The sequence below is a fragment of the Escherichia sp. E14S1 genome (assembly GCF_004211995.1).
Classification (GTDB): domain Bacteria; phylum Pseudomonadota; class Gammaproteobacteria; order Enterobacterales; family Enterobacteriaceae; genus Escherichia.
This window is the reverse complement of sequence record NZ_RHJQ01000012.1, coordinates 146,470-165,789: the sequence shown is the minus strand read 5'-3', so window position 1 is coordinate 165,789 and position 19,320 is coordinate 146,470. Positions and strand designations below refer to the sequence as shown.

The following is a 19,320-nucleotide window of genomic DNA, read 5'->3' as shown; positions in this document are numbered from 1 at the left end:
TTTGCATAAAAAATAGGGAGAATTGTCATCAAACTGCCATTTGCGTACGCTAACAATAACGTGAAAACAGTTATCTCCAGGGGTAAAACCATGAACGATCAAATGTTCATTGAGACACTGATTATCACGTCATCGTTTTTTGCCATTGCGGTTGTGCTGGTACTGTCCGTTTTGCTACTTGAACGGGCCAGCTAGTTATACAGTACGGCGGAAATGGACCAGCTCTGGTTGCGCAATGCGTAAATAATCTGCGGTGTTAAGAATAACTGATTTATCCAGCATGCCTGCGTTGAAGGCAATTTCATCGAATCGCTCGAAGAGTAGTGGGTCAGCGACCAGTTTGAGTTTGGGGTGGAAGCTGAAAGGCGGGATGGCGCCAAAAACGCAGCCCGTGAGTTCATCGACCTCCGCCGGGCTGGCAAGCGAGGCGCGTAACCCGCCAATGTGACTGGCGAGTCGGCTCAGATCGGCCTGTTGATCGGCAGGAAGTATCGCTAATACATGTTGATTAACGCCATTACCTTTGACTTTACACACCAGCGCCTTGGCGCCCTGGCCCAAAGCGGTGCCGCGAATTTCTGACACCGCTTCACATTTGCCCACCGCTTCGTGGGTGACGATGCGGAAGTTAGCGCCTTCTTGTGATAATAAAGCGATTAAGCGCTGATGCGTCACGCTTCCTTTAGCCACTTCAGTCATTTCACGCTCCTGGATTTATAACTAAACAACCACAGAAGATTATCATGAACTGCTGTTTTTGTTCTGTTTATTGACATACAGACGTTCATCGGACGCTTTATAAGCATCGTGAATCGTATCGGTTTCTTTCATCGCATAAATGCCGGAAGAGAAGCCGATCTCTTTTTGCGGTGCGATGTGTTGCAGGCGTTTTTCAATACGTTCAGGCAATTGCGCAGCAATTTGTGGCGTCGAATCGACCAGGATGATGCAAAATTCATCACCGCCGAGACGGATAGCATAATCGCTTTTACGAATCGACTGTTTAATCGCCTGTGCCAATAAAGTAATCGCTAAATCACCTTCCTGGTGGCCGAGTGTGTCGTTAATTTGTTTTAACTTGTCCATGTCAATAGCAATGAACATGACTGCAGAACCTGCCTGAACCAGGCGTTGCAAGCGTTGCTGCAATTCAGGAGTCAATATTTTGCGGTTATACAATCCGGTCATCGCATCGCTAATATTTTCGCGAGTCACGTTTTGGTACAAGCGGAAGTGCATGCGCACCATATTCAGTAATATCAATGCCGTCAGCAGCCAGAAGACAACGCTTTTCCATGAAGATGTAATAAAGTAAAGAATATCAATGGATAATGTAACGCGAATTCCGCCAGGTAAGTCATGGACGTAACTGACATACTGAAACAGATTGTCTTCACTCTGGTTGATAATAATGTCCCGACCCGAATCTACATCGGTAAGCGTAACATTGAGAAAACGCCAGAGGAGAGGGCGGTCATGAGTGTAAAAGATATTCCGCAGGTTGTTTTTATTGATATCCAGCAGCACTATCCCTTTAAGTTGACCTGCGAGATAAACCGGCGTCAGCAGGCTCATCACATTCTGTTTGGTACGCTGATCCTGGTAAATGCTCGATAACACGGTGCGACCGGTAAACACCTTTTCAATATCTTTACGGTTAATGCCAATGCTTCCTGATTGCAAAAACGACCAGTTATTCATGGCGAAGTATTCAACATTGACCGGCTCATAAAAATAGACATAGCGGTCATTGAGATCGAGATAATAGTGAAATTTCTCTTCAGCCATCCCAAGACCGGAACCATATTCATCTTGATGGCGATTGCCTTCCACCGCTTGATCAAATGCGGGTAATAGCGCCGCTGCTTCCACAATTGTGTCACAGTCATCGGATGCGCTCTGTAATGTCCCGCGCAAGCCAGAATAAGTATGGGCCGTCAGATTTAATCCATGAGTATTATTGGCCGTTTCAAAAGCCTCGCAGATAGCACGTCGCTGTTCTGGCGACACCTCTGACTGCTCAGCAGCAAGTGCGCGCATGACATGTGCGGCAATACTCTGATTTTGATACTTATCATAGAGAAAGGAGGAATCCGCTTTCTGGACGATATAGCGCAAGTAGGCGCTCATCGCTCTGTCGCTGGCGACAAGTTCAAAAATAAGGAAGGAAGATGTCAGCACAATGACACTTGCGGCGATAAAATGCCGGAGCATTCTATGGTGCAATTTCATGATAAATGGCACTCCTTCGGTTAGTGAAATGAGAAAACCAGTTAAAGTTCGATTGCGGCCTGGCACAGGGGCGCTAATTATACTCATCTCTGTGCCGTTGGGGAGGAGAAATTTAGTGGTATTAGATATTAATTGTATGCAAAAGCCACGCAAAAAGCATGGCTGTGAATATTTTTGCACTCAAAGACGATGAATAATCACTTTGTTGCCTCCCTCGCTTTTCGCCTCACGTAAGGCTTTATCTGCTTCTGTCATGACAAGTGAAAGATTGTGCGTATCTCCGGTGGAAAAAACACTGCCAATGCTGATAGTCATTGGTTCAGGAACAGCATACCTGTTACTAAAGCCGGTCAGGAGTTCGACATTTTTACGCACACGTTCAGCAATAATTTTTGCCTGGGCAGCATTGAGTTCGGTAAATAGCAGGCCAAATACTTCCCCCTCAAGACGGGCTAAAATGTCATCGGGGCGGATACTTTGCTGGATAATATCGACAATTGAAACCAGCACTTTATCACCCACATGATGCCCCCATTGGTCATTGATGCGTTTGAACTGGTTAATATCTACCAGCATGATACAAAAATCCTTCACAACAGGTCGCGACAATAATGACTCTACGCTGTTGAAAAAGTAACGGCGATTATAAATATTGGTCAACACATCATGAACCGCCAGTTTGCTGGAGAGTTGCAGCTCCTGAAAAATGTTATAAATCAGAAAAGCAACAACAAACAGTTTGCTGGAAACTTCGATACCACGACTGATGTACCAAATGGTGTAATTGTATTCATCCAGAGTCAGCAGAAGTAAGTTACAGCAGAGCGATGCCAGACATAATAACGCTATTGACGGCCAAAGTTCGCTTGCTAGTCGTGTGCGCATGATAATAAAGAACAGCAAAAATGCCCACAGACAAACCAAAATTTTTGTGTAGTTAATTCCCCAGCTCGCAGAATTGCTATCCGGACAGTAATCTACGACGTATAAGGAATAGTCAGGATTATAACTGCTCAGGTTGTGTGCCAGTAAGGGAAACAACATGAAAGGTATCAGCGCCAACAACAGGATGCAGGTTTTTTTCTTGTTGTTCGTTAGAATACTTTTTCGGTCATAACAGAAGAGAGCTAACGCTGTTAAGCAAATGAAACTTAGCTGGCGAAACAGATATAATATGGAAACATCATTTGATTTAGCCTGAATAAGCGTACTGTCACTGATAGGTTTATGAATAATGACAATGGTTTCAGTTAAATAGAAAATGCCACTTAAAAATGCAAGGCTTAAAATGAGTGTTGGTAAAATTTCACGGTTAGTGAAATATTTCATTAGCATGAATAGAAAAATGACGGCGTTAAGGAAAAACAAAGCCACAACAACCATCAGGTAATTCATCTGCGGGATGAGTTTTACATTGGTGTTTTCGTTATATAAGGTGGTGATACAAAATAAAATCAATGTCAGCAGCAAACTGAAAATAAAAAAGCTTTGTGCTTTTAGCTTTTGTGTACACATAGAAATCATAAAAAGGAGAGCAATGTGAGTGCTGGATTTTATTGATGCTCGAGATATATAGTTTTGACCAGGATCAATTTTCACTATCAATAAAAAATAATTAAAGAATAACCCCGGGAAAATACGTGTTAACCGAATCATTTTTCCGAATGATTGTTTTCTGGAACTAAATTGTGTAAAGGTTGCGCTGTCATATTTAAAGCAATTGTAAGCTAACGTATGTAGTAAATTAAATAATTTACAGTAAGCTAAAAATCAGCCAGGTAATAATGACCTGGCTGATGGTATTAGTCTTTAGTAGTTGCGTTTTGCTTATGAAACAGTTCACGGAATACCGGATAAATATCATCCTGATCGCGGATATGCTGCATCGCAAAGTTTTCGAAAGTAGATTGCAGGTGCTCATATTCTCGCCACAATGTCTGATGCGCACGGCGGGTAATTTCGATATAGCTGTAATAACGAACAACTGGCAGTAATTTCTTCGCCAGTATCTCATGGCACAGCGGAGAGTCATCAGCCCAGTTGTCGCCGTCCGATGCTTGCGCAGCATAGATATTCCACTGCGCCGGGTTATAACGCTCTTTTACCACATCATCCATCAGTTTCAGTGCGCTGGAAACAATGGTGCCGCCCGTTTCCTGTGAGTAGAAAAACTCATGTTCATCAACTTCTTTCGCCTGGGTATGATGGCGAATGTAAACGACTTCTACGTTCTTGTATGTTCTGCTCAGGAACAGATACAGAAGAATGTAAAAACGTTTGGCCATATCTTTGGTGGACTGATCCATCGAGCCAGAAACGTCCATCAGGCAGAACATTACTGCCTGGCTGGAGGGATCGGGCCGTTTCTCATAATTTTTGTAGCGTAAATCGAAAGTGTCGATGAAAGGAACACGTTCAATTTTAGCTCGCAGTTCGGCAATTTCTTTGCGCAAGCGTTCCTCTTCCAGCAGTTGCGCAGGTTCAGTATTGCTGATTATCGCTAAATTTTCTTCCAGCGCGTGCAGTTCCCGCCGCTTGCCCGCGGTCATCGCGGTACGTCGCGCCAGCGAATTTTGCAATGAGCGTACCACGCTAATATTGGCCGGAACGCCGTTAGCGGTATAACCCGCGCGATGCGTTTTAAATTCGGTCAACTGGCGTTGCTGGTTTTGTTTCAGATTTGGTAAAGCCAAATCTTCAAACAGCAGATCGAGATACTCATCTTTCGAAATCTGAAAGACGAATTCATCCTGACCTTCACCGTCCTGGCTGGCCTGGCCCTGACCGCTACCAGAACCACCGCCGCCGCCTTGAGGCCGCTCAATACGGTCGTTCTGTACGAAATGGTCGTTGCCCGGATGAACGCGATGGCGCAAGCCGCCACGCCCCTGATGAAACATTGGTTCGCTGATATCTTCCGTTGGAATGGAAACGGACTCGCCGCTGTCGACATCGGTCACCGAACGCTTATTAATGGCCTCGGAGATCGACTGTTTAATTTGCGCTTTATAACGGCGTAAAAAACGCTGGCGATTCACCATGCTTTTATTTTTGCCGTTCAGACGCCGGTCAATAAACCAGGTCATATGCCCCCCGTACTGCATTTGCCAACTGTATGCTACGCCTGTGTTGCCGCCTGTCTGGCACACGGTTCGCTGTCGTTGTAGGCCCGGCGCATGCGCACCGGGCCGTTGTTGTTAAGACGATTTACGTACGCGCAAATACCATTCGCACAGTAAACGTACCTGTTTACGGGTGTAGCCTTTTTCCATCATACGGTCGACAAAATCGTCGTGTTTCTTCTGCTCGTCGGTTGAGGTTTTGGCGTTAAACGAAATGACCGGCAACAACTCTTCGGTATTGGAGAACATTTTCTTCTCAATGACCGTGCGCAGTTTTTCGTAACTGGTCCAGTTCGGATTGCGCCCACTGTTATTCGCTCTGGCACGCAGTACAAAGTTGACGATCTCGTTACGGAAATCTTTCGGATTGCTGATCCCCGCCGGTTTTTCGATTTTCTCCAGCTCGGCGTTCAGCGACTCGCGATCAAACAATTGACCAGTATCCGGGTCGCGATACTCCTGATCCTGAATCCAGAAATCCGCATAGGTGACATAACGGTCGAAAATGTTCTGCCCATATTCAGAATAGGATTCAAGGTAGGCCGTCTGAATCTCTTTGCCGATAAACTCGGCATATTTCGGGATCAGATAGCCTTTCAGGAACTCCAGATAGCGTTCGGCCTGTTCTTGCGGGAACTGCTCGCGTTCAATCTGCTGTTCAAGAACGTAGAACAGATGAACCGGGTTAGCCGCCACTTCCACGTGATCGAAGTTGAACACGCGGGAGAGGATCTTAAACGCGAAACGCGTAGACAGACCGTTCATCCCTTCATCGACGCCCGCGTAATCACGATATTCCTGATATGACTTGGCTTTCGGATCGGTATCTTTCAGGCTTTCGCCATCATAAACGCGCATCTTCGAATAAATGCTGGAGTTTTCTGGCTCTTTCAGGCGCGAAAGAATGGAAAAACGTGACAATGTTTCCAGCGTGCCTGGCGCGCATGGCGCGTGAGTCAATTCACTATGATTAAGTAATTTCTCGTAGATTTTGATCTCTTCGGAAATACGCAAGCAATATGGCACCTTCACGATATAGACACGGTCGAGGAAGGCTTCGTTGTTTTTATTATTACGGAAAGTCACCCATTCAGATTCGTTCGAGTGGGCGAGAATAATCCCGTTGAACGGCAGGGCGGAGATACCTTCCGTCCCGTTGTAGTTACCTTCCTGAGTGGCGGTTAACAGGGGATGCAGCACTTTAATCGGTGCTTTGAACATCTCAACAAATTCCATGATCCCCTGGTTGGCGCGGCACAGCGCACCGGAATAGCCGTAGGCATCCGGATCGTTCTGGGCGTGGTGTTCGAGTTTACGAATATCCACTTTCCCCACCAGCGCGGAAATATCCTGGTTGTTCTCATCGCCCGGTTCCGTTTTGGCAATGGCAATCTGTTGCAGAATAGACGGCCACACTTTGACCACGCGGAATTTAGTGATGTCGCCACCAAATTCATGCAGACGTTTTGCCGCCCACGGCGACATAATGGTGCCAAGGTAGCGGCGTGGAATGCCGTACTCTTTTTCAAGGATCTGCGCATCTTCCTGTGGATTGAACAGACAGAACGGATGATCGTTAACCGGGCTTCGCTCACCGTTGGCGCTCAATACATAAATAGGCACGCGTTGCATTAATGATTTCAGTCGTTCAGCAAGTGACGACTTACCCCCACCCACAGGCCCCAGCAGATACAGGATTTGTTTCTTCTCTTCCAGCCCCTGAGCCGCGTGTTTCAGATAAGAGACAATCTGTTCAATCGCGTCTTCCATGCCGTAAAACTCTTCAAATGCCGGATAACGTGCGATGACCCGGTTAGAAAAGAGTCGAGAAAGTCTGGGCTCCTGGGCTGTATCGACCATGACAGGCTCACCAATAGCCATCAATAGCCGCTCTGCCGCGTTGGCATAAGCACTGCGATCTTGCCGACAAATGGTAAGAAACTCCTGCAGTGTGAACTCTTCGTCCTTGGCAGCTTCATATCGCTGGCGATAGTGATCGAATATATTCATGGTATGCCGTCCTTTCGTTTTTTAGCACAGGTTAAGAGCCGTTCATATGAATAGTAGAGGCTCCCGGAAGAGGTAAACTGAACGACGTCTCTTGCTAAAACACAGCAACTCTCATGCCATCCTGCCGACCATGAGAACAACGTGCCCGGTGATACACCTTCAAAATTAAGCGTAGATGGCAATTGAGAAACTTGCCTGCACGGCTTTCTGAATTTCAATGGCATATCAACAACTCATCCATAAAAATTGCATAACTAATGTAAAGAATAATGCCTCCATTAACGCAAAATTCATTCAGCTGTAAGCGCCGCGTCATCAGCGTCAGGAAAATTAAACAGTTACCTTTTGAAATGAAAACGCAAAAAGTTTGGGTTTCGTTGTATTGACGGGTAAACTTTGTCGCCCGCTAAACATTTGTTTAAGGAATAATTAATTGTGACCAAACTCAAACTTCTGGCACTTGGAGTGCTTATCGCAACGTCTGCAGGCGTAGCACACGCTGAAGGTAATTTTTCCCTGGGCGCAGGCGTAGGTGTCGTTGAACACCCTTATAAAGATTACGATACCGATGTTTACCCAGTACCAGTAATCAACTACGAAGGCGATAACTTCTGGTTCCGTGGCTTAGGTGGTGGTTACTACCTGTGGAATGATGCAACGGATAAACTTTCGATTACCGCTTACTGGTCGCCGCTCTACTTCAAAGCCAAAGACAGTGGCGATCACCAAATGCGTCACCTGGATGACCGTAAGAGCACCATGATGGCTGGTCTGTCTTACGCTCACTTTACCCAGTATGGTTACCTGCGTACCACCCTGGCTGGCGATACCCTGGATAACAGCAACGGCATTGTCTGGGATACTGCCTGGTTATACCGTTACACCAATGGTGGTCTGACTCTGACCCCGGGTATCGGTGTTCAGTGGAACAGCGAAAACCATAACGAATACTATTATGGCGTATCGCGTAAAGAGTCCGCTCGCAGCGGCCTGCGTGGCTATAACCCGAATGACAGCTGGAGCCCGTATCTGGAGCTGAGCGCCAGCTACAACTTCCTCGGCGACTGGAACGTTTATGGCACCGCGCGCTATACCCGCCTGTCTGACGAAGTTACCGACAGCCCGATGGTGGATAAATCCTGGACTGGCCTGATTTCTACCGGGATCACCTACAAATTCTGATAATGCATCTTTCCAGGGCATTTTGTGCATAAAAACAGGGCGTAATGCCCTGTTTTGCATTACGGTGGTGCAAAAACTGGGAGGAAGCGATGCAACAGAAAACGATTCAATTTAGTGGCGATGTCTCACTGCCAGCCATAGGGCAGGGAACATGGTATATGGGCGAAGAGGTCAGTCAGCGTAAAACCGAAGTTGATGCACTGCGTGCGGGCATTGATCTTGGTTTAACTCTCATTGATACCGCTGAAATGTATGCCGAAGGCGGTGCCGAAAAGGTGGTTGGTGAAGCATTATCCGGCCTGCGTGATAAGGTTTTCCTCGTCTCCAAAGTCTATCCGTGGAATGCCGGCGGGCAAAAAGCCATTAACGCTTGCGAAGCCAGTTTACGTCGTCTCAATACCGATTATCTCGATCTCTACTTATTGCACTGGTCTGGCAGTTTCGCTTTTGAAGAGACTGTTGCGGCGATGGAAAAACTGATCGCCCAGGGCAAAATTCGTCGCTGGGGCGTTTCTAATCTTGATTATGCCGACATGCAGGAACTCTGGCAGGTGCTAGGGGGAAATCAATGCGCTACCAATCAGGTGCTTTATCATCTCGGTTCGCGCGGTATTGAATATGATCTGCTACCCTGGTGTCAGCAACAACATATGCCAGTGATGGCATACAGTCCATTGGCGCAGGCCGGGCGCTTACGCAATGGCTTGCTAAAAAACGCAGTGGTCAACGAAATTGCTCATGCTCACAATGTCACTGCGGCGCAAGTTCTGCTGGCGTGGGTGATCAGCCATCAGGGCGTGATGGCGATTCCGAAAGCGGCAACTGTCGCACATGTCCAACAAAATGCGGTAGTGTTGGAATTGACGCTTTCAGGGGAAGAACTGGCGATGCTGGAAAAAGCGTACCCGGCACCAAAAGGAAAAACTGCGCTGGATATGGTGTGATTTGCTGCAAGGCCGGATGCATGCATCCGGCACAGTGACTAACGCAAATTAACGTTTGGCAACGCGAATGGATTGCGCCAGATGTGAAGGTTTCTCTTTGGTGACTTTTTGAGTTTCTGAAGCGTAAGCTGTTTCCACACAAACAAATGTTTTGTAGCCATCATCCGGCATATCGCCCATGCTGACAGAAAGCGCCGGTCCTGGGTTCCAGCCAACGACGTTCAGATGATGCTGGTGGCCTACGGCGATAATACGATTTAACGCCTCGTCATTAATCACACTGCAATCCTGGGCATTCAGATACACGCGGTCGGTACGATCCGGGAATGTCTGGACCCCGTCAGTTAGTGCACCTTCTTTTGCATCATTCACTTTATCAATGTAGCGATCGCCCAGACCACTGACGCTCACCCCGGCAATATCGCCAACATTAAAGTAGGTATGCAGGGCAGAGGTGGTTTCAAATTCGCCATGTGATTCAAGATCGATTTCACAGGTTTTACCCACGCGGAAATGCGCTAATAGCGTAAAGTCGTGCGGCCAGAATTTTTTCGTCTCTTCGCTTTGTGTCAGTTCGAAAGTCAGCGCCACGCCATCGGTATCTTCACTATGTGATTTCAGCGTCCACGGCAGGTTACGGGCAAAACCGTGCGCAGGCAGACCTTGTTGTGCAGCCGGACCAAACCACGGCCAGCAAACCGGTACGCCGCCGCGAATGGCTACACCATTTTTAAACGGGGTATTGTTGCTCAACCACAGAACTTCTTCCTCAGCCGCAGGTTTCCACGAGAGAAGATGAGCGCCCTGTAATGCAAAAGAGGCTTTTACCTGGGGATGATCGACCACAATAAGGTCCAGTTCATCCAGTTTACGACGGGAGAGGACAGGGGTAATTTGTTCGATGACCGGAAGGGCAAAAATTTTCTTAATCATGACGCAGTCCTTTAACTTCATTTCATCAGGTAAAAAAAAGAGCGACCGAAGTCGCTCTTTATAGATCACAGTATCATCTCAACTTATTTGGAGATGTGAGCGATCAGGTCCAGAACTTTGTTGGAGTAACCGGTTTCGTTGTCGTACCAGGATACCAGTTTCACGAAGTTGTCGTTCAGAGCGATACCTGCTTTAGCATCGAACACGGAAGTGCAAACTTCGCCGTTGAAATCGGTAGATACTACGTCATCTTCGGTGTAGCCCAGAACGCCTTTCATTTCGCCTTCAGCAGCAGCTTTAACGGCAGCTTTGATCTGCTCGTAAGTTGCAGCTTTTTCCAGACGAACGGTCAGGTCAACTACGGATACGTTCGGAGTCGGAACGCGGAACGCCATACCAGTCAGTTTGCCATTCAGTTCTGGCAGTACTTTACCTACAGCTTTAGCAGCACCGGTAGAGGACGGGATGATGTTCTGAGAAGCGCCACGGCCGCCGCGCCAGTCTTTGTGAGACGGGCCGTCAACGGTTTTCTGAGTAGCGGTGGTAGCGTGAACGGTGGTCATCAGACCTTCGATGATGCCGAAGTTATCGTTGATAACTTTAGCCAGCGGAGCCAGGCAGTTGGTGGTGCAGGAAGCGTTGGAAACGATGTCCTGGCCAGCATATTTGTCGAAGTTAGCGCCTTTAACGAACATCGGAGTGTTGTCTTTAGACGGACCAGTCATAACCACTTTTTTCGCACCAGCGGTGATGTGTTTACGAGCAGTTTCGTCAGTCAGGAACAGACCAGTTGCTTCAGCGACAACGTCAACACCAACTTCGTCCCATTTCAGGTTAGCCGGATCACGTTCAGCGGTAACACGGATTTTTTTACCGTTAACGATCAGATGACCGTCTTTCACTTCAACGGTGCCGTCGAAACGACCGTGAGTGGAGTCATATTTCAGCATGTATGCCATGTAATCAGCGTCTAACAGGTCGTTGATTGCAACGATCTCGATGTCAGAACGTTTCTGAGCAGCACGGAAAACAATGCGACCGATACGGCCAAAACCGTTGATACCTACTTTGATAGTCATATATTCCACCAGCTATTTGTTAGTGAATAAAAGGTTGCCTGTAAAATTACAAAAACCTTACGCAGCGTCAAGCGGAATCGTGTCAATCATTGCGACAAATCAATCCTCTGCCTAAGCATTACGCGACTGACTTGCCCCACTCTTCCTTTGTGCCTGAAACCACATGAGGGCGGCGCCGAGAATTTTAAAGGGCAATTATGATAAAAATGTGATTTTCATCACGATTTAGGCGCTGCCATTTCGCTGAGATCAAGTTTAGGACAAATTTTTGCCAGTTGGTGTTAATGTTTTGTTAGAATTGGTCGCGTAATGTGAGCGTGATTAAAGTGAGATGTGAGCAAATGGCTAACAAACCTTCGGCAGACGAACTGAAAAACAAATTGTCCGAGATGCAGTTTTACGTGACACAGAATCACGGGACCGAGCCGCCATTTACTGGCCGTTTACTGCACAATAAGCGTGACGGCCTTTACCACTGTTTGATCTGCGATGCCCCTCTGTTTCACTCCCAGTCTAAATATGATTCAGGTTGTGGCTGGCCGAGCTTTTACGAACCGGTGAGTGAAGATTCAATTCGTTATATCAAAGACTTGTCACATGGAATGCAGCGCATCGAGATTCGTTGCGGTAACTGTGATGCCCATCTTGGACATGTCTTTCCTGATGGGCCGCAGCCCGCAGGCGAACGTTATTGTGTTAACTCAGCCTCTTTACGTTTCACTGATGGTGAAAATGGCGAAGAAATCAACGGTTGAAAAAACGATTCAGCAACTTATTCCACAGGAGCGGAAAAATCATGAATCTTGATGAAATGATCAACAGCATGACGCCTGAGGTTTATCAGCGTTTATCGACCGCTGTTGAACTGGGAAAATGGCCAGATGGTGTTGCGCTGACCGAACAACAAAAAGAGAACTGCCTGCAACTGGTTATGCTGTGGCAAGCCCGAAACAATACCGACGCGCAGCATATGACCATCGACACCAACGGTCAGATGGTGATGAAGAGCAAGCAGCAACTGAAAGAAGATTTTGGTATTACGGCGAAGCCGATTGCTATGTTTAAGTGATGGAGTTATCCCCTTTACAGGTAATTAATAAAGGGGATTGCCTGAAATTAATTGTCCAATCCCTCGTCGATTTCGTTTGTAGCTTTAAACCTTTCCGGAGCTTCACGTCTGTATTAACCCCCCTGAATTTTTCATCCCTGCATCCTTACTTTCGTTAAGTAGGGATCACTGCTGAATTTCCCTCTTTTGCGTACCGCCTTCCATCAATCTGTAACCCATTCTCAGGTTTTCTGCGTATTTGTGATCTAAGTTTTAAATCGCAGATCAACATCTGTGTTTTAAAGATTTAATGTTGACCTCAAAAATTATGTGGGTAAGTATGATGGTCATCTAAGCAAAACAAAACACAAAGGATGACGCAATGAAAGCACTGGCTCGGTTTGGCAAGGCCTTTGGCGGCTACAAGATGATTGATGTCCCACGGCCCGTTTGTGGCCCGGAAGATGTGGTGATTGAAATTAAAGCCGCAGCTATCTGTGGCGCAGACATGAAACACTACAACGTTGATAGCGGTTCTGATGAGTTTAACTCTATCCGCGGCCATGAGTTTGCAGGTTGTATTGCGCAGGTTGGTGAAAAAGTCAAAGACTGGAAAGTGGGGCAACGCGTCGTGTCGGATAACAGCGGTCACGTTTGCGGCGTTTGTCCGGCCTGTGAACAAGGTGATTTTCTGTGTTGTACAGAAAAAGTAAACCTTGGTCTGGATAACAATACCTGGGGCGGTGGTTTTTCCAAATATTGTCTGGTTCCTGGTGAAATTCTCAAAATTCATCGTCATGCGTTGTGGGAAATCCCTGATGGTGTTGATTATGAGGACGCCGCCGTACTTGACCCTATTTGTAATGCCTACAAATCCATCGCGCAGCAATCGAAATTCCTTCCTGGTCAGGATGTGGTCGTCATCGGCACTGGCCCACTCGGGCTGTTCTCCGTACAAATGGCGCGGATTATGGGGGCGGTAAATATCGTCGTCGTTGGTCTGCAAGAAGATGTGGCGGTCCGCTTCCCGGTTGCAAAAGAACTGGGGGCAACGGCAGTAGTAAATGGTTCTACCGAAGATGTGGTGGCGCGCTGCCAGCAAATTTGTGGCAAAGACAATTTGGGACTGGTGATTGAATGCTCCGGTGCCAATATCGCATTGAAACAAGCCATCGAAATGCTCCGCCCGAATGGGGAAGTGGTACGCGTTGGAATGGGCTTCAAACCTCTTGATTTCTCGATTAATGACATTACCGCCTGGAACAAAAGCATCATTGGACATATGGCCTATGACTCCACCTCCTGGCGTAACGCTATCCGACTATTAGCCAGCGGTGCTATCAACGTCAAACCGATGATCACGCATCGTATTGGCCTTTCGCAATGGTGCGAAGGGTTTGATGCGATGGTCGATAAAACCGCAATCAAAGTGATCATGACTTACGACTTTGATGAATAACTACTCTCCTGAAGGAACGTTATCGCATGGAACAGATAACAAAACCGCATTGTGGTGCACGGCTGGATCGCTTACCGGATTGCCGCTGGCATTCGTCAATGTTTGCCATCGTCGCATTTGGCTTGCTTGTCTGCTGGAGTAATGCCGTTGGTGGCTTGATCCTCGCGCAGCTGAAAGAGTTGGGCTGGACAGATAATTCCGCCACCGCCACATTCTCGGCAATCACGACCGCCGGAATGTTTCTCGGTGCGCTGGTGGGCGGCATCATCGGTGACAAAACCGGTCGCAGAAACGCGTTCATCCTCTATGAGGCCATTCATATTGCCTCGATGGTTGTCGGTGCTTTCTCACCGAATATGGATTTCCTTATTGCCTGCCGTTTTGTGATGGGCGTTGGGTTGGGAGCTTTATTGGTTACACTGTTTGCTGGTTTCACCGAATATATGCCCGGTAGAAATCGTGGAACGTGGTCCAGTCGGGTTTCCTTTATTGGCAACTGGTCATATCCGCTCTGTTCATTGATAGCGATGGGACTCACGCCGTTGATTAGCGCAGAGTGGAACTGGCGGGTACAACTGCTTATTCCTGCAATATTGTCGCTTATCGCTACGGCGCTGGCCTGGCGCTACTTTCCTGAATCCCCGCGCTGGCTGGAATCGCGCGGACGGTATCAGGAAGCCGAGAAAGTCATGCGGAGTATAGAAGAAGGCGTCATACGCCAGACGGGTAAACCCTTACCGCCAGTGGTTATTACTGATGACGGTAAAGCGCCACAAGCGGTGCCGTATTCTGCCTTACTGACGGGAGTATTACTAAGACGCGTTATTTTAGGTTCTTGTGTACTTATTGCCATGAACGTTGTGCAGTACACGTTAATTAACTGGTTGCCAACGATATTCATGACCCAGGGAATTAATTTAAAAGACTCCATTGTCTTAAATACTATGAGTATGTTTGGCGCGCCGTTTGGCATTTTTATTGCTATGTTGGTGATGGATAAAATTCCGCGCAAAACAATGGGTGTTGGGCTATTAATTCTGATTGCGGTGCTCGGGTATATCTATTCACTGCAAACCAGTATGTTGCTCATAACGTTGATTGGTTTCTTCCTGATTACTTTCGTCTATATGTACGTTTGCTATGCCTCAGCAGTGTATGTCCCTGAGATCTGGCCGACAGAGGCCAAACTCCGTGGCTCCGGTCTGGCGAATGCGGTAGGGCGAATCAGTGGTATTGCCGCACCTTATGCCGTTGCAGTGCTGCTCAGTAGTTATGGCGTAACGGGTGTCTTTATTCTTCTGGGGGCGGTTTCGATTATTGTCGCAATTGCTATCGCCACCATTGGAATTGAAACCAAAGGTGTCTCCGTTGAAAGTTTAAGTATTGATGCAGTAGCCAATAAATAATACTGGTGGATTCAAAATGAAAAATTCAAAAGCAATATTGCAGGTACCGGGCACAATGAAAATTATTTCAGCGGAAATACCTGTGCCTAAAGAAGATGAAGTTTTGATTAAAGTAGAATATGTCGGTATTTGTGGTTCAGATGTACATGGTTTTGAATCAGGCCCGTTTATTCCGCCTAAAGACCCAAATCAAGAAATTGGCCTGGGTCATGAATGCGCCGGGACGGTTGTGGCTGTGGGAAGCCGCGTGCGCAAATTTAAACCGGGGGATCGGGTAAATATTGAACCTGGCGTTCCTTGCGGTCACTGTCGTTACTGTCTGGAAGGCAAATATAACATCTGCCCGGACGTTGATTTTATGGCGACACAACCCAACTACCGCGGCGCATTAACGCACTATCTGTGTCATCCGGAGAGCTTTACTTACAAACTGCCCGACAATATGGACACGATGGAAGGGGCGCTGGTGGAGCCTGCGGCGGTCGGGATGCACGCCGCCATGCTGGCAGATGTTAAACCGGGTAAGAAGATAATTATTCTGGGAGCAGGTTGTATTGGGTTGATGACGTTGCAAGCGTGCAAATGTCTGGGAGCAACAGAAATTGCCGTCGTTGATGTGCTGGAAAAACGTCTGGCAATGGCGGAACAGTTTGGCGCGGCAATGGTCATCAATGGCGCTAAACAAGACACTATTGCGTGCAGTCAGCAATTTACCGAAGACATGGGCGCAGATATTGTTTTTGAAACTGCGGGTTCTGCAGTAACGGTAAAACAAGCTCCCTATCTGGTGATGCGCGGTGGAAAAATTATGATTGTCGGCACAGTACCCGGCGATTCGGCCATCAACTTTCTCAAAATCAATCGGGAAGTCACCATCCAGACGGTTTTCCGCTATGCCAACCGTTATCCGGTCACGATTGAAGCTATTTCATCAGGGCGATTCGATGTGAAATCGATGGTAACGCATATTTACGATTACCAGGATGTACAACAGGCATTTGAAGAGTCGGTTAACAACAAATGCGACATTATTAAAAGCGTTATTAAACTTAGCGATTAATTACTACGGGAGAACGGAATATGCTAGCAGATATCAGATTTTGGGAAAATGATGCTACCAATAAACATTATGCTATTGCCCATTTTAATGTATGGAATGCTGAAATGTTAATGGGGGTTATCGACGCAGCAGAAGAAGCAAAATCACCGGTTATTATTTCTTTTGGTACGGGATTTGTCGGAAATACCTCATTCGAAGATTTCTCGCATATGATGGTATCAATAGCACAAAAAGCAACGGTACCGGTAATTACCCACTGGGATCATGGCCGGAGTATGGAAATTATCCATAACGCCTGGACTCATGGAATGAACTCCTTAATGCGCGATGCATCCGCGTTTGATTTCGAAGAAAATATTCGTTTAACCAAAGAGGCTGTTGATTTCTTCCATCCGCTGGGTATTCCGGTAGAGGCGGAATTAGGACATGTCGGTAATGAAACCGTTTATGAGGAAGCGCTGGCGGGCTATCACTATACCGATCCTGACCAGGCAGCAGAATTTGTTGAACGCACGGGCTGTGACTCATTGGCTGTCGCCATTGGCAACCAGCATGGGGTTTATACGTCAGAGCCACAATTGAACTTTGAGGTCGTCAAACGCGTGCGCGATGCCGTTTCTGTTCCGCTGGTTTTACATGGCGCATCGGGGATCAGTGATGCTGATATTAAAACCGCGATTTCATTGGGTATAGCGAAAATCAATATTCATACTGAACTGTGCCAGGCCGCAATGGTGGCAGTGAAAGAAAATCAGGATCAGCCTTTCTTGCACCTGGAGCGAGAAGTCCGTAAAGCCGTTAAAGAAAGGGCATTAGAAAAAATCAAATTATTTGGTTCAGACGGCAAGGCGGAATAATGTAATGGACAATCTTGAAGTTATATGTATAGGTGGCGCTATCGTTGATATTCCATTACAGCCGGTCAGTAAAAAAATTTTTGACGTAGATTCTTATCCGCTTGAAAGAATAGCAATGACCACGGGAGGCGACGCAATCAATGAAGCAACGATTATTTCTCGCCTGGGGCATCGCACGGCATTAATGAGCCGCATTGGTAAAGATGCCGCAGGACAATTTATTCTCGACCATTGTTGCAAAGAGAATATTGATATTCAAAGCCTGAAACAGGACGTCAGCGTAGATACCTCTATTAACGTTGGACTTGTAACGGAGGATGGCGAGCGGACATTTGTCACTAATCGCAACGGCAGTTTGTGGAAATTGAATATTAATGATGTCGACTTTGTACGGTTTTCTCAGGCAAAGTTATTATCGCTAGCAAGTATATTCAACAGTCCACTATTGGATGGTAAAGCGCTAACTGAAATTTTTACGCAAGCGAAAGCCCGGCAGATGATCATTTGTGCCGATATGATCAAGCCTCGTCTGAATGAAACACTGGATGATATTCGCGAAGCATTGAGTTATGTCGATTATCTGTTTCCAAATTTTGCCGAGGCAAAATTACTCACCGGAAAAGAGACGTTGGATGAAATTGCTGACTGCTTTCTTGAGTGTGGTGTAAAAACGGTAGTAATTAAGACGGGTAAAAACGGCTGCTTTATCAAGCGTGGTGAAATGACGATGACGGTACCAGCAGTAGCGGGAATTACGGCCATCGACACCATTGGCGCGGGCGATAACTTTGCTTCTGGTTTTATTGCGGCACTGCTGGAAGGTAAAGAGCTGCGTGAATGCGCGCGCTTTGCCAATGCAACGGCAGCTATATCGGTACTGAGTGTTGGTGCCACCACCGGTGTGAAAAACAGAAAGCTGGTCGAACAATTGCTGGAAGAATATGAAGGGTAATGAAGGCAAATGAAAATGATACCTTTAGGTACAACGGATATAACGCTTTCACGGATGGGGTTGGGGACATGGGCCATTGGCGGTGGTCCTGCATGGAATGGCGATCTCGATCGGCAAATTTGTATTGATACGATTATTGAAGCTCATCGTTGCGGCATTAACCTGATTGATACTGCGCCCGGATATAACTTTGGCAATAGTGAAGTTATTGTCGGTCAGGCGTTAAAACAATTGCCCCGCGAACAAATTGTCGTCGAAACGAAATGCGGTATTGTCTGGGAACGAGAAGGCAGTTTATTCAACAAAGTCGGCGATCGTCAGTTGTACAAAAACCTCTCTCCTGAATCTATCCGCGAAGAAGTCGATGCCAGCTTGCAACGTCTCGGCATTGACTACATCGATATTTACATGACGCACTGGCAGTCGGTGCCGCCTTGTTTTACGCCGATTGCAGAAACCGTAGCAGTACTTAATGAGCTGAAGGCTGAGGGGAAGATTCGTTCGATAGGCGCTGCTAATGTCGAAGCTGATCATATACGCGAATATCTGCGATATGGTGAGCTGGATATTATTCAGGCGAAATATAGCATCCTCGATCGGGCAATGGAAAACGAACTGCTGCCGCTATGTCGGGATAACGGCATTGTGGTTCAGGTCTATTCACCGTTAGAGCAGGGGCTGCTGACAGGTACCATCACTCACGATTATATTCCAGGCGGCGCACGGGCAAATAAAGTTTGGTTCCAGCGTGAAAACATGCTCAAAGTGATTGATATGCTTGAACAGTGGCGGCCACTTTGTGCGCGTTATCAGTGCACAATTCCTACTCTGGCGCTGGCGTGGATATTAAAACAGAGCGATTTAATCTCCATTCTTAGCGGAGCAACTGCGCCTGAACAGGTACGTGAAAATGTGGCTGCCCTGAATATCAACTTATCGGATGCAGACGCAACATTGATGAGGGAAATGGCAGAGGCCCTGGAGCGTTAACTACCCCACACGATCCACCTCTGTTTCTGTGAAAACTGTGATGAAA

At 47.0% G+C, this 19,320-nt stretch carries 18 protein-coding genes; 11 read left to right on the top strand and 7 right to left on the bottom strand.

Annotated elements, in window-relative coordinates; translation table 11 throughout:
- Positions 1-90: 90 nt before the first annotated feature.
- Positions 91-195, top strand: a complete 105-nt coding sequence (yoaI, locus tag D9734_RS14500) for a small membrane protein YoaI (RefSeq protein ID WP_130208394.1) — start codon at positions 91-93, stop codon at positions 193-195.
- On the opposite strand, the gene yeaK is transcribed toward yoaI, so the two are convergent.
- The 5 genes from yeaK to yeaG form a co-directional block, all read right to left on the bottom strand.
- Positions 196-699, bottom strand: coding sequence for a mischarged aminoacyl-tRNA deacylase (yeaK, locus tag D9734_RS14495; RefSeq protein WP_130208392.1), 504 nt, complete (start codon positions 697-699; stop codon positions 196-198).
- A gap of 42 nt (positions 700-741) precedes the next feature.
- Positions 742-2,232, bottom strand: a complete 1,491-nt coding sequence (gene dgcJ / locus D9734_RS14490) for a diguanylate cyclase DgcJ (protein ID WP_130208727.1) — start codon at positions 2,230-2,232, stop codon at positions 742-744.
- Positions 2,233-2,412: 180 nt separating this feature from the next.
- Entirely contained in the window at positions 2,413-3,888 is a 1,476-nt protein-coding gene (locus D9734_RS14485; protein ID WP_165383288.1) for a GGDEF domain-containing protein, read from the bottom strand.
- Positions 3,889-4,034: 146 nt separating this feature from the next.
- Complete coding sequence (locus D9734_RS14480) at positions 4,035-5,318, bottom strand: YeaH/YhbH family protein (protein ID WP_130208390.1); 1,284 nt, start codon at positions 5,316-5,318, stop codon at positions 4,035-4,037.
- Positions 5,319-5,429: 111 nt separating this feature from the next.
- On the bottom strand, positions 5,430-7,364 hold the full coding sequence (gene yeaG / locus D9734_RS14475; protein ID WP_064529211.1) for a protein kinase YeaG: 1,935 nt from the start codon (positions 7,362-7,364) through the stop codon (positions 5,430-5,432).
- A gap of 435 nt (positions 7,365-7,799) precedes the next feature.
- Here yeaG and mipA point away from each other — a divergent pair, with 435 nt between their 5' ends.
- Both mipA and D9734_RS14465 read left to right on the top strand, forming a co-directional pair.
- Complete coding sequence (gene mipA / locus D9734_RS14470; protein WP_130208388.1) at positions 7,800-8,546, top strand: scaffolding protein MipA; 747 nt, start codon at positions 7,800-7,802, stop codon at positions 8,544-8,546.
- An 89-nt stretch (positions 8,547-8,635) separates the two neighbouring features.
- Positions 8,636-9,490, top strand: a complete 855-nt coding sequence (locus D9734_RS14465) for an aldo/keto reductase (RefSeq protein WP_130208386.1) — start codon at positions 8,636-8,638, stop codon at positions 9,488-9,490.
- 48 nt (positions 9,491-9,538) lie between these two features.
- Here D9734_RS14465 and D9734_RS14460 read toward each other — a convergent pair whose 3' ends face one another.
- Together D9734_RS14460 and gapA are read right to left on the bottom strand one after the other, a co-directional pair.
- A complete protein-coding gene (locus tag D9734_RS14460) occupies positions 9,539-10,423 on the bottom strand; it encodes a D-hexose-6-phosphate mutarotase (protein WP_130208384.1) in 885 nt (294 codons plus the stop codon).
- Between the two features lie 83 nt (positions 10,424-10,506).
- A complete protein-coding gene (gene gapA / locus D9734_RS14455; protein WP_000153502.1) occupies positions 10,507-11,502 on the bottom strand; it encodes a glyceraldehyde-3-phosphate dehydrogenase in 996 nt (331 codons plus the stop codon).
- Between the two features lie 341 nt (positions 11,503-11,843).
- Between gapA and msrB the strand changes: the two genes are divergently transcribed.
- From msrB to ydjG, 8 genes are all read left to right on the top strand, one after another.
- Positions 11,844-12,257, top strand: a complete 414-nt coding sequence (gene msrB, locus D9734_RS14450) for a peptide-methionine (R)-S-oxide reductase MsrB (protein WP_130208382.1) — start codon at positions 11,844-11,846, stop codon at positions 12,255-12,257.
- Between the two features lie 41 nt (positions 12,258-12,298).
- Positions 12,299-12,571: a YeaC family protein gene (locus D9734_RS14445; RefSeq protein WP_130208380.1), complete on the top strand. Its 273-nt coding sequence runs from the start codon at positions 12,299-12,301 to the stop codon at positions 12,569-12,571.
- Between the two features lie 361 nt (positions 12,572-12,932).
- Positions 12,933-14,009, top strand: coding sequence for a zinc-binding dehydrogenase (locus tag D9734_RS14440; RefSeq protein ID WP_130208378.1), 1,077 nt, complete (start codon positions 12,933-12,935; stop codon positions 14,007-14,009).
- A gap of 26 nt (positions 14,010-14,035) precedes the next feature.
- Entirely contained in the window at positions 14,036-15,415 is a 1,380-nt protein-coding gene (locus D9734_RS14435; protein ID WP_130208376.1) for an MFS transporter, read from the top strand.
- A 16-nt stretch (positions 15,416-15,431) separates the two neighbouring features.
- The gene (locus D9734_RS14430; protein WP_130208374.1) at positions 15,432-16,475 is read left to right on the top strand and encodes an NAD(P)-dependent alcohol dehydrogenase; all 1,044 of its coding nucleotides are present in this window, start codon (positions 15,432-15,434) and stop codon (positions 16,473-16,475) included.
- A 20-nt stretch (positions 16,476-16,495) separates the two neighbouring features.
- Positions 16,496-17,332, top strand: a complete 837-nt coding sequence (locus tag D9734_RS14425) for a ketose-bisphosphate aldolase (RefSeq protein WP_130208372.1) — start codon at positions 16,496-16,498, stop codon at positions 17,330-17,332.
- A gap of 4 nt (positions 17,333-17,336) precedes the next feature.
- Entirely contained in the window at positions 17,337-18,284 is a 948-nt protein-coding gene (locus D9734_RS14420) for a sugar kinase (protein WP_130208370.1), read from the top strand.
- 9 nt (positions 18,285-18,293) lie between these two features.
- Positions 18,294-19,274 (top strand): NADH-dependent methylglyoxal reductase, encoded by a 981-nt coding sequence (ydjG, locus tag D9734_RS14415; protein ID WP_130208368.1) that lies wholly within the window; start codon positions 18,294-18,296, stop codon positions 19,272-19,274.
- Positions 19,275-19,320 lie beyond the last annotated feature (46 nt).

Coding starts and splice junctions, on each gene's coding strand:
- D9734_RS14465 (WP_130208386.1), top strand. CDS start 8,636: ATGCAACAGAAAACGATTCAATTTAGTGGCGATGTCTCACTGCCAGCC.
- D9734_RS14425 (WP_130208372.1), top strand. CDS start 16,496: ATGCTAGCAGATATCAGATTTTGGGAAAATGATGCTACCAATAAACAT.
- yeaG (WP_064529211.1), bottom strand. CDS start 7,364: ATGAATATATTCGATCACTATCGCCAGCGATATGAAGCTGCCAAGGAC.
- D9734_RS14485 (WP_165383288.1), bottom strand. CDS start 3,888: ATGATTCGGTTAACACGTATTTTCCCGGGGTTATTCTTTAATTATTTT.
- D9734_RS14445 (WP_130208380.1), top strand. CDS start 12,299: ATGAATCTTGATGAAATGATCAACAGCATGACGCCTGAGGTTTATCAG.
- yeaK (WP_130208392.1), bottom strand. CDS start 699: ATGACTGAAGTGGCTAAAGGAAGCGTGACGCATCAGCGCTTAATCGCT.
- D9734_RS14435 (WP_130208376.1), top strand. CDS start 14,036: ATGGAACAGATAACAAAACCGCATTGTGGTGCACGGCTGGATCGCTTA.
- D9734_RS14430 (WP_130208374.1), top strand. CDS start 15,432: ATGAAAAATTCAAAAGCAATATTGCAGGTACCGGGCACAATGAAAATT.
- gapA (WP_000153502.1), bottom strand. CDS start 11,502: ATGACTATCAAAGTAGGTATCAACGGTTTTGGCCGTATCGGTCGCATT.
- msrB (WP_130208382.1), top strand. CDS start 11,844: ATGGCTAACAAACCTTCGGCAGACGAACTGAAAAACAAATTGTCCGAG.
- D9734_RS14440 (WP_130208378.1), top strand. CDS start 12,933: ATGAAAGCACTGGCTCGGTTTGGCAAGGCCTTTGGCGGCTACAAGATG.
- ydjG (WP_130208368.1), top strand. CDS start 18,294: ATGAAAATGATACCTTTAGGTACAACGGATATAACGCTTTCACGGATG.
- D9734_RS14420 (WP_130208370.1), top strand. CDS start 17,337: ATGGACAATCTTGAAGTTATATGTATAGGTGGCGCTATCGTTGATATT.
- dgcJ (WP_130208727.1), bottom strand. CDS start 2,232: ATGAAATTGCACCATAGAATGCTCCGGCATTTTATCGCCGCAAGTGTC.
- D9734_RS14480 (WP_130208390.1), bottom strand. CDS start 5,318: ATGACCTGGTTTATTGACCGGCGTCTGAACGGCAAAAATAAAAGCATG.
- D9734_RS14460 (WP_130208384.1), bottom strand. CDS start 10,423: ATGATTAAGAAAATTTTTGCCCTTCCGGTCATCGAACAAATTACCCCT.
- yoaI (WP_130208394.1), top strand. CDS start 91: ATGAACGATCAAATGTTCATTGAGACACTGATTATCACGTCATCGTTT.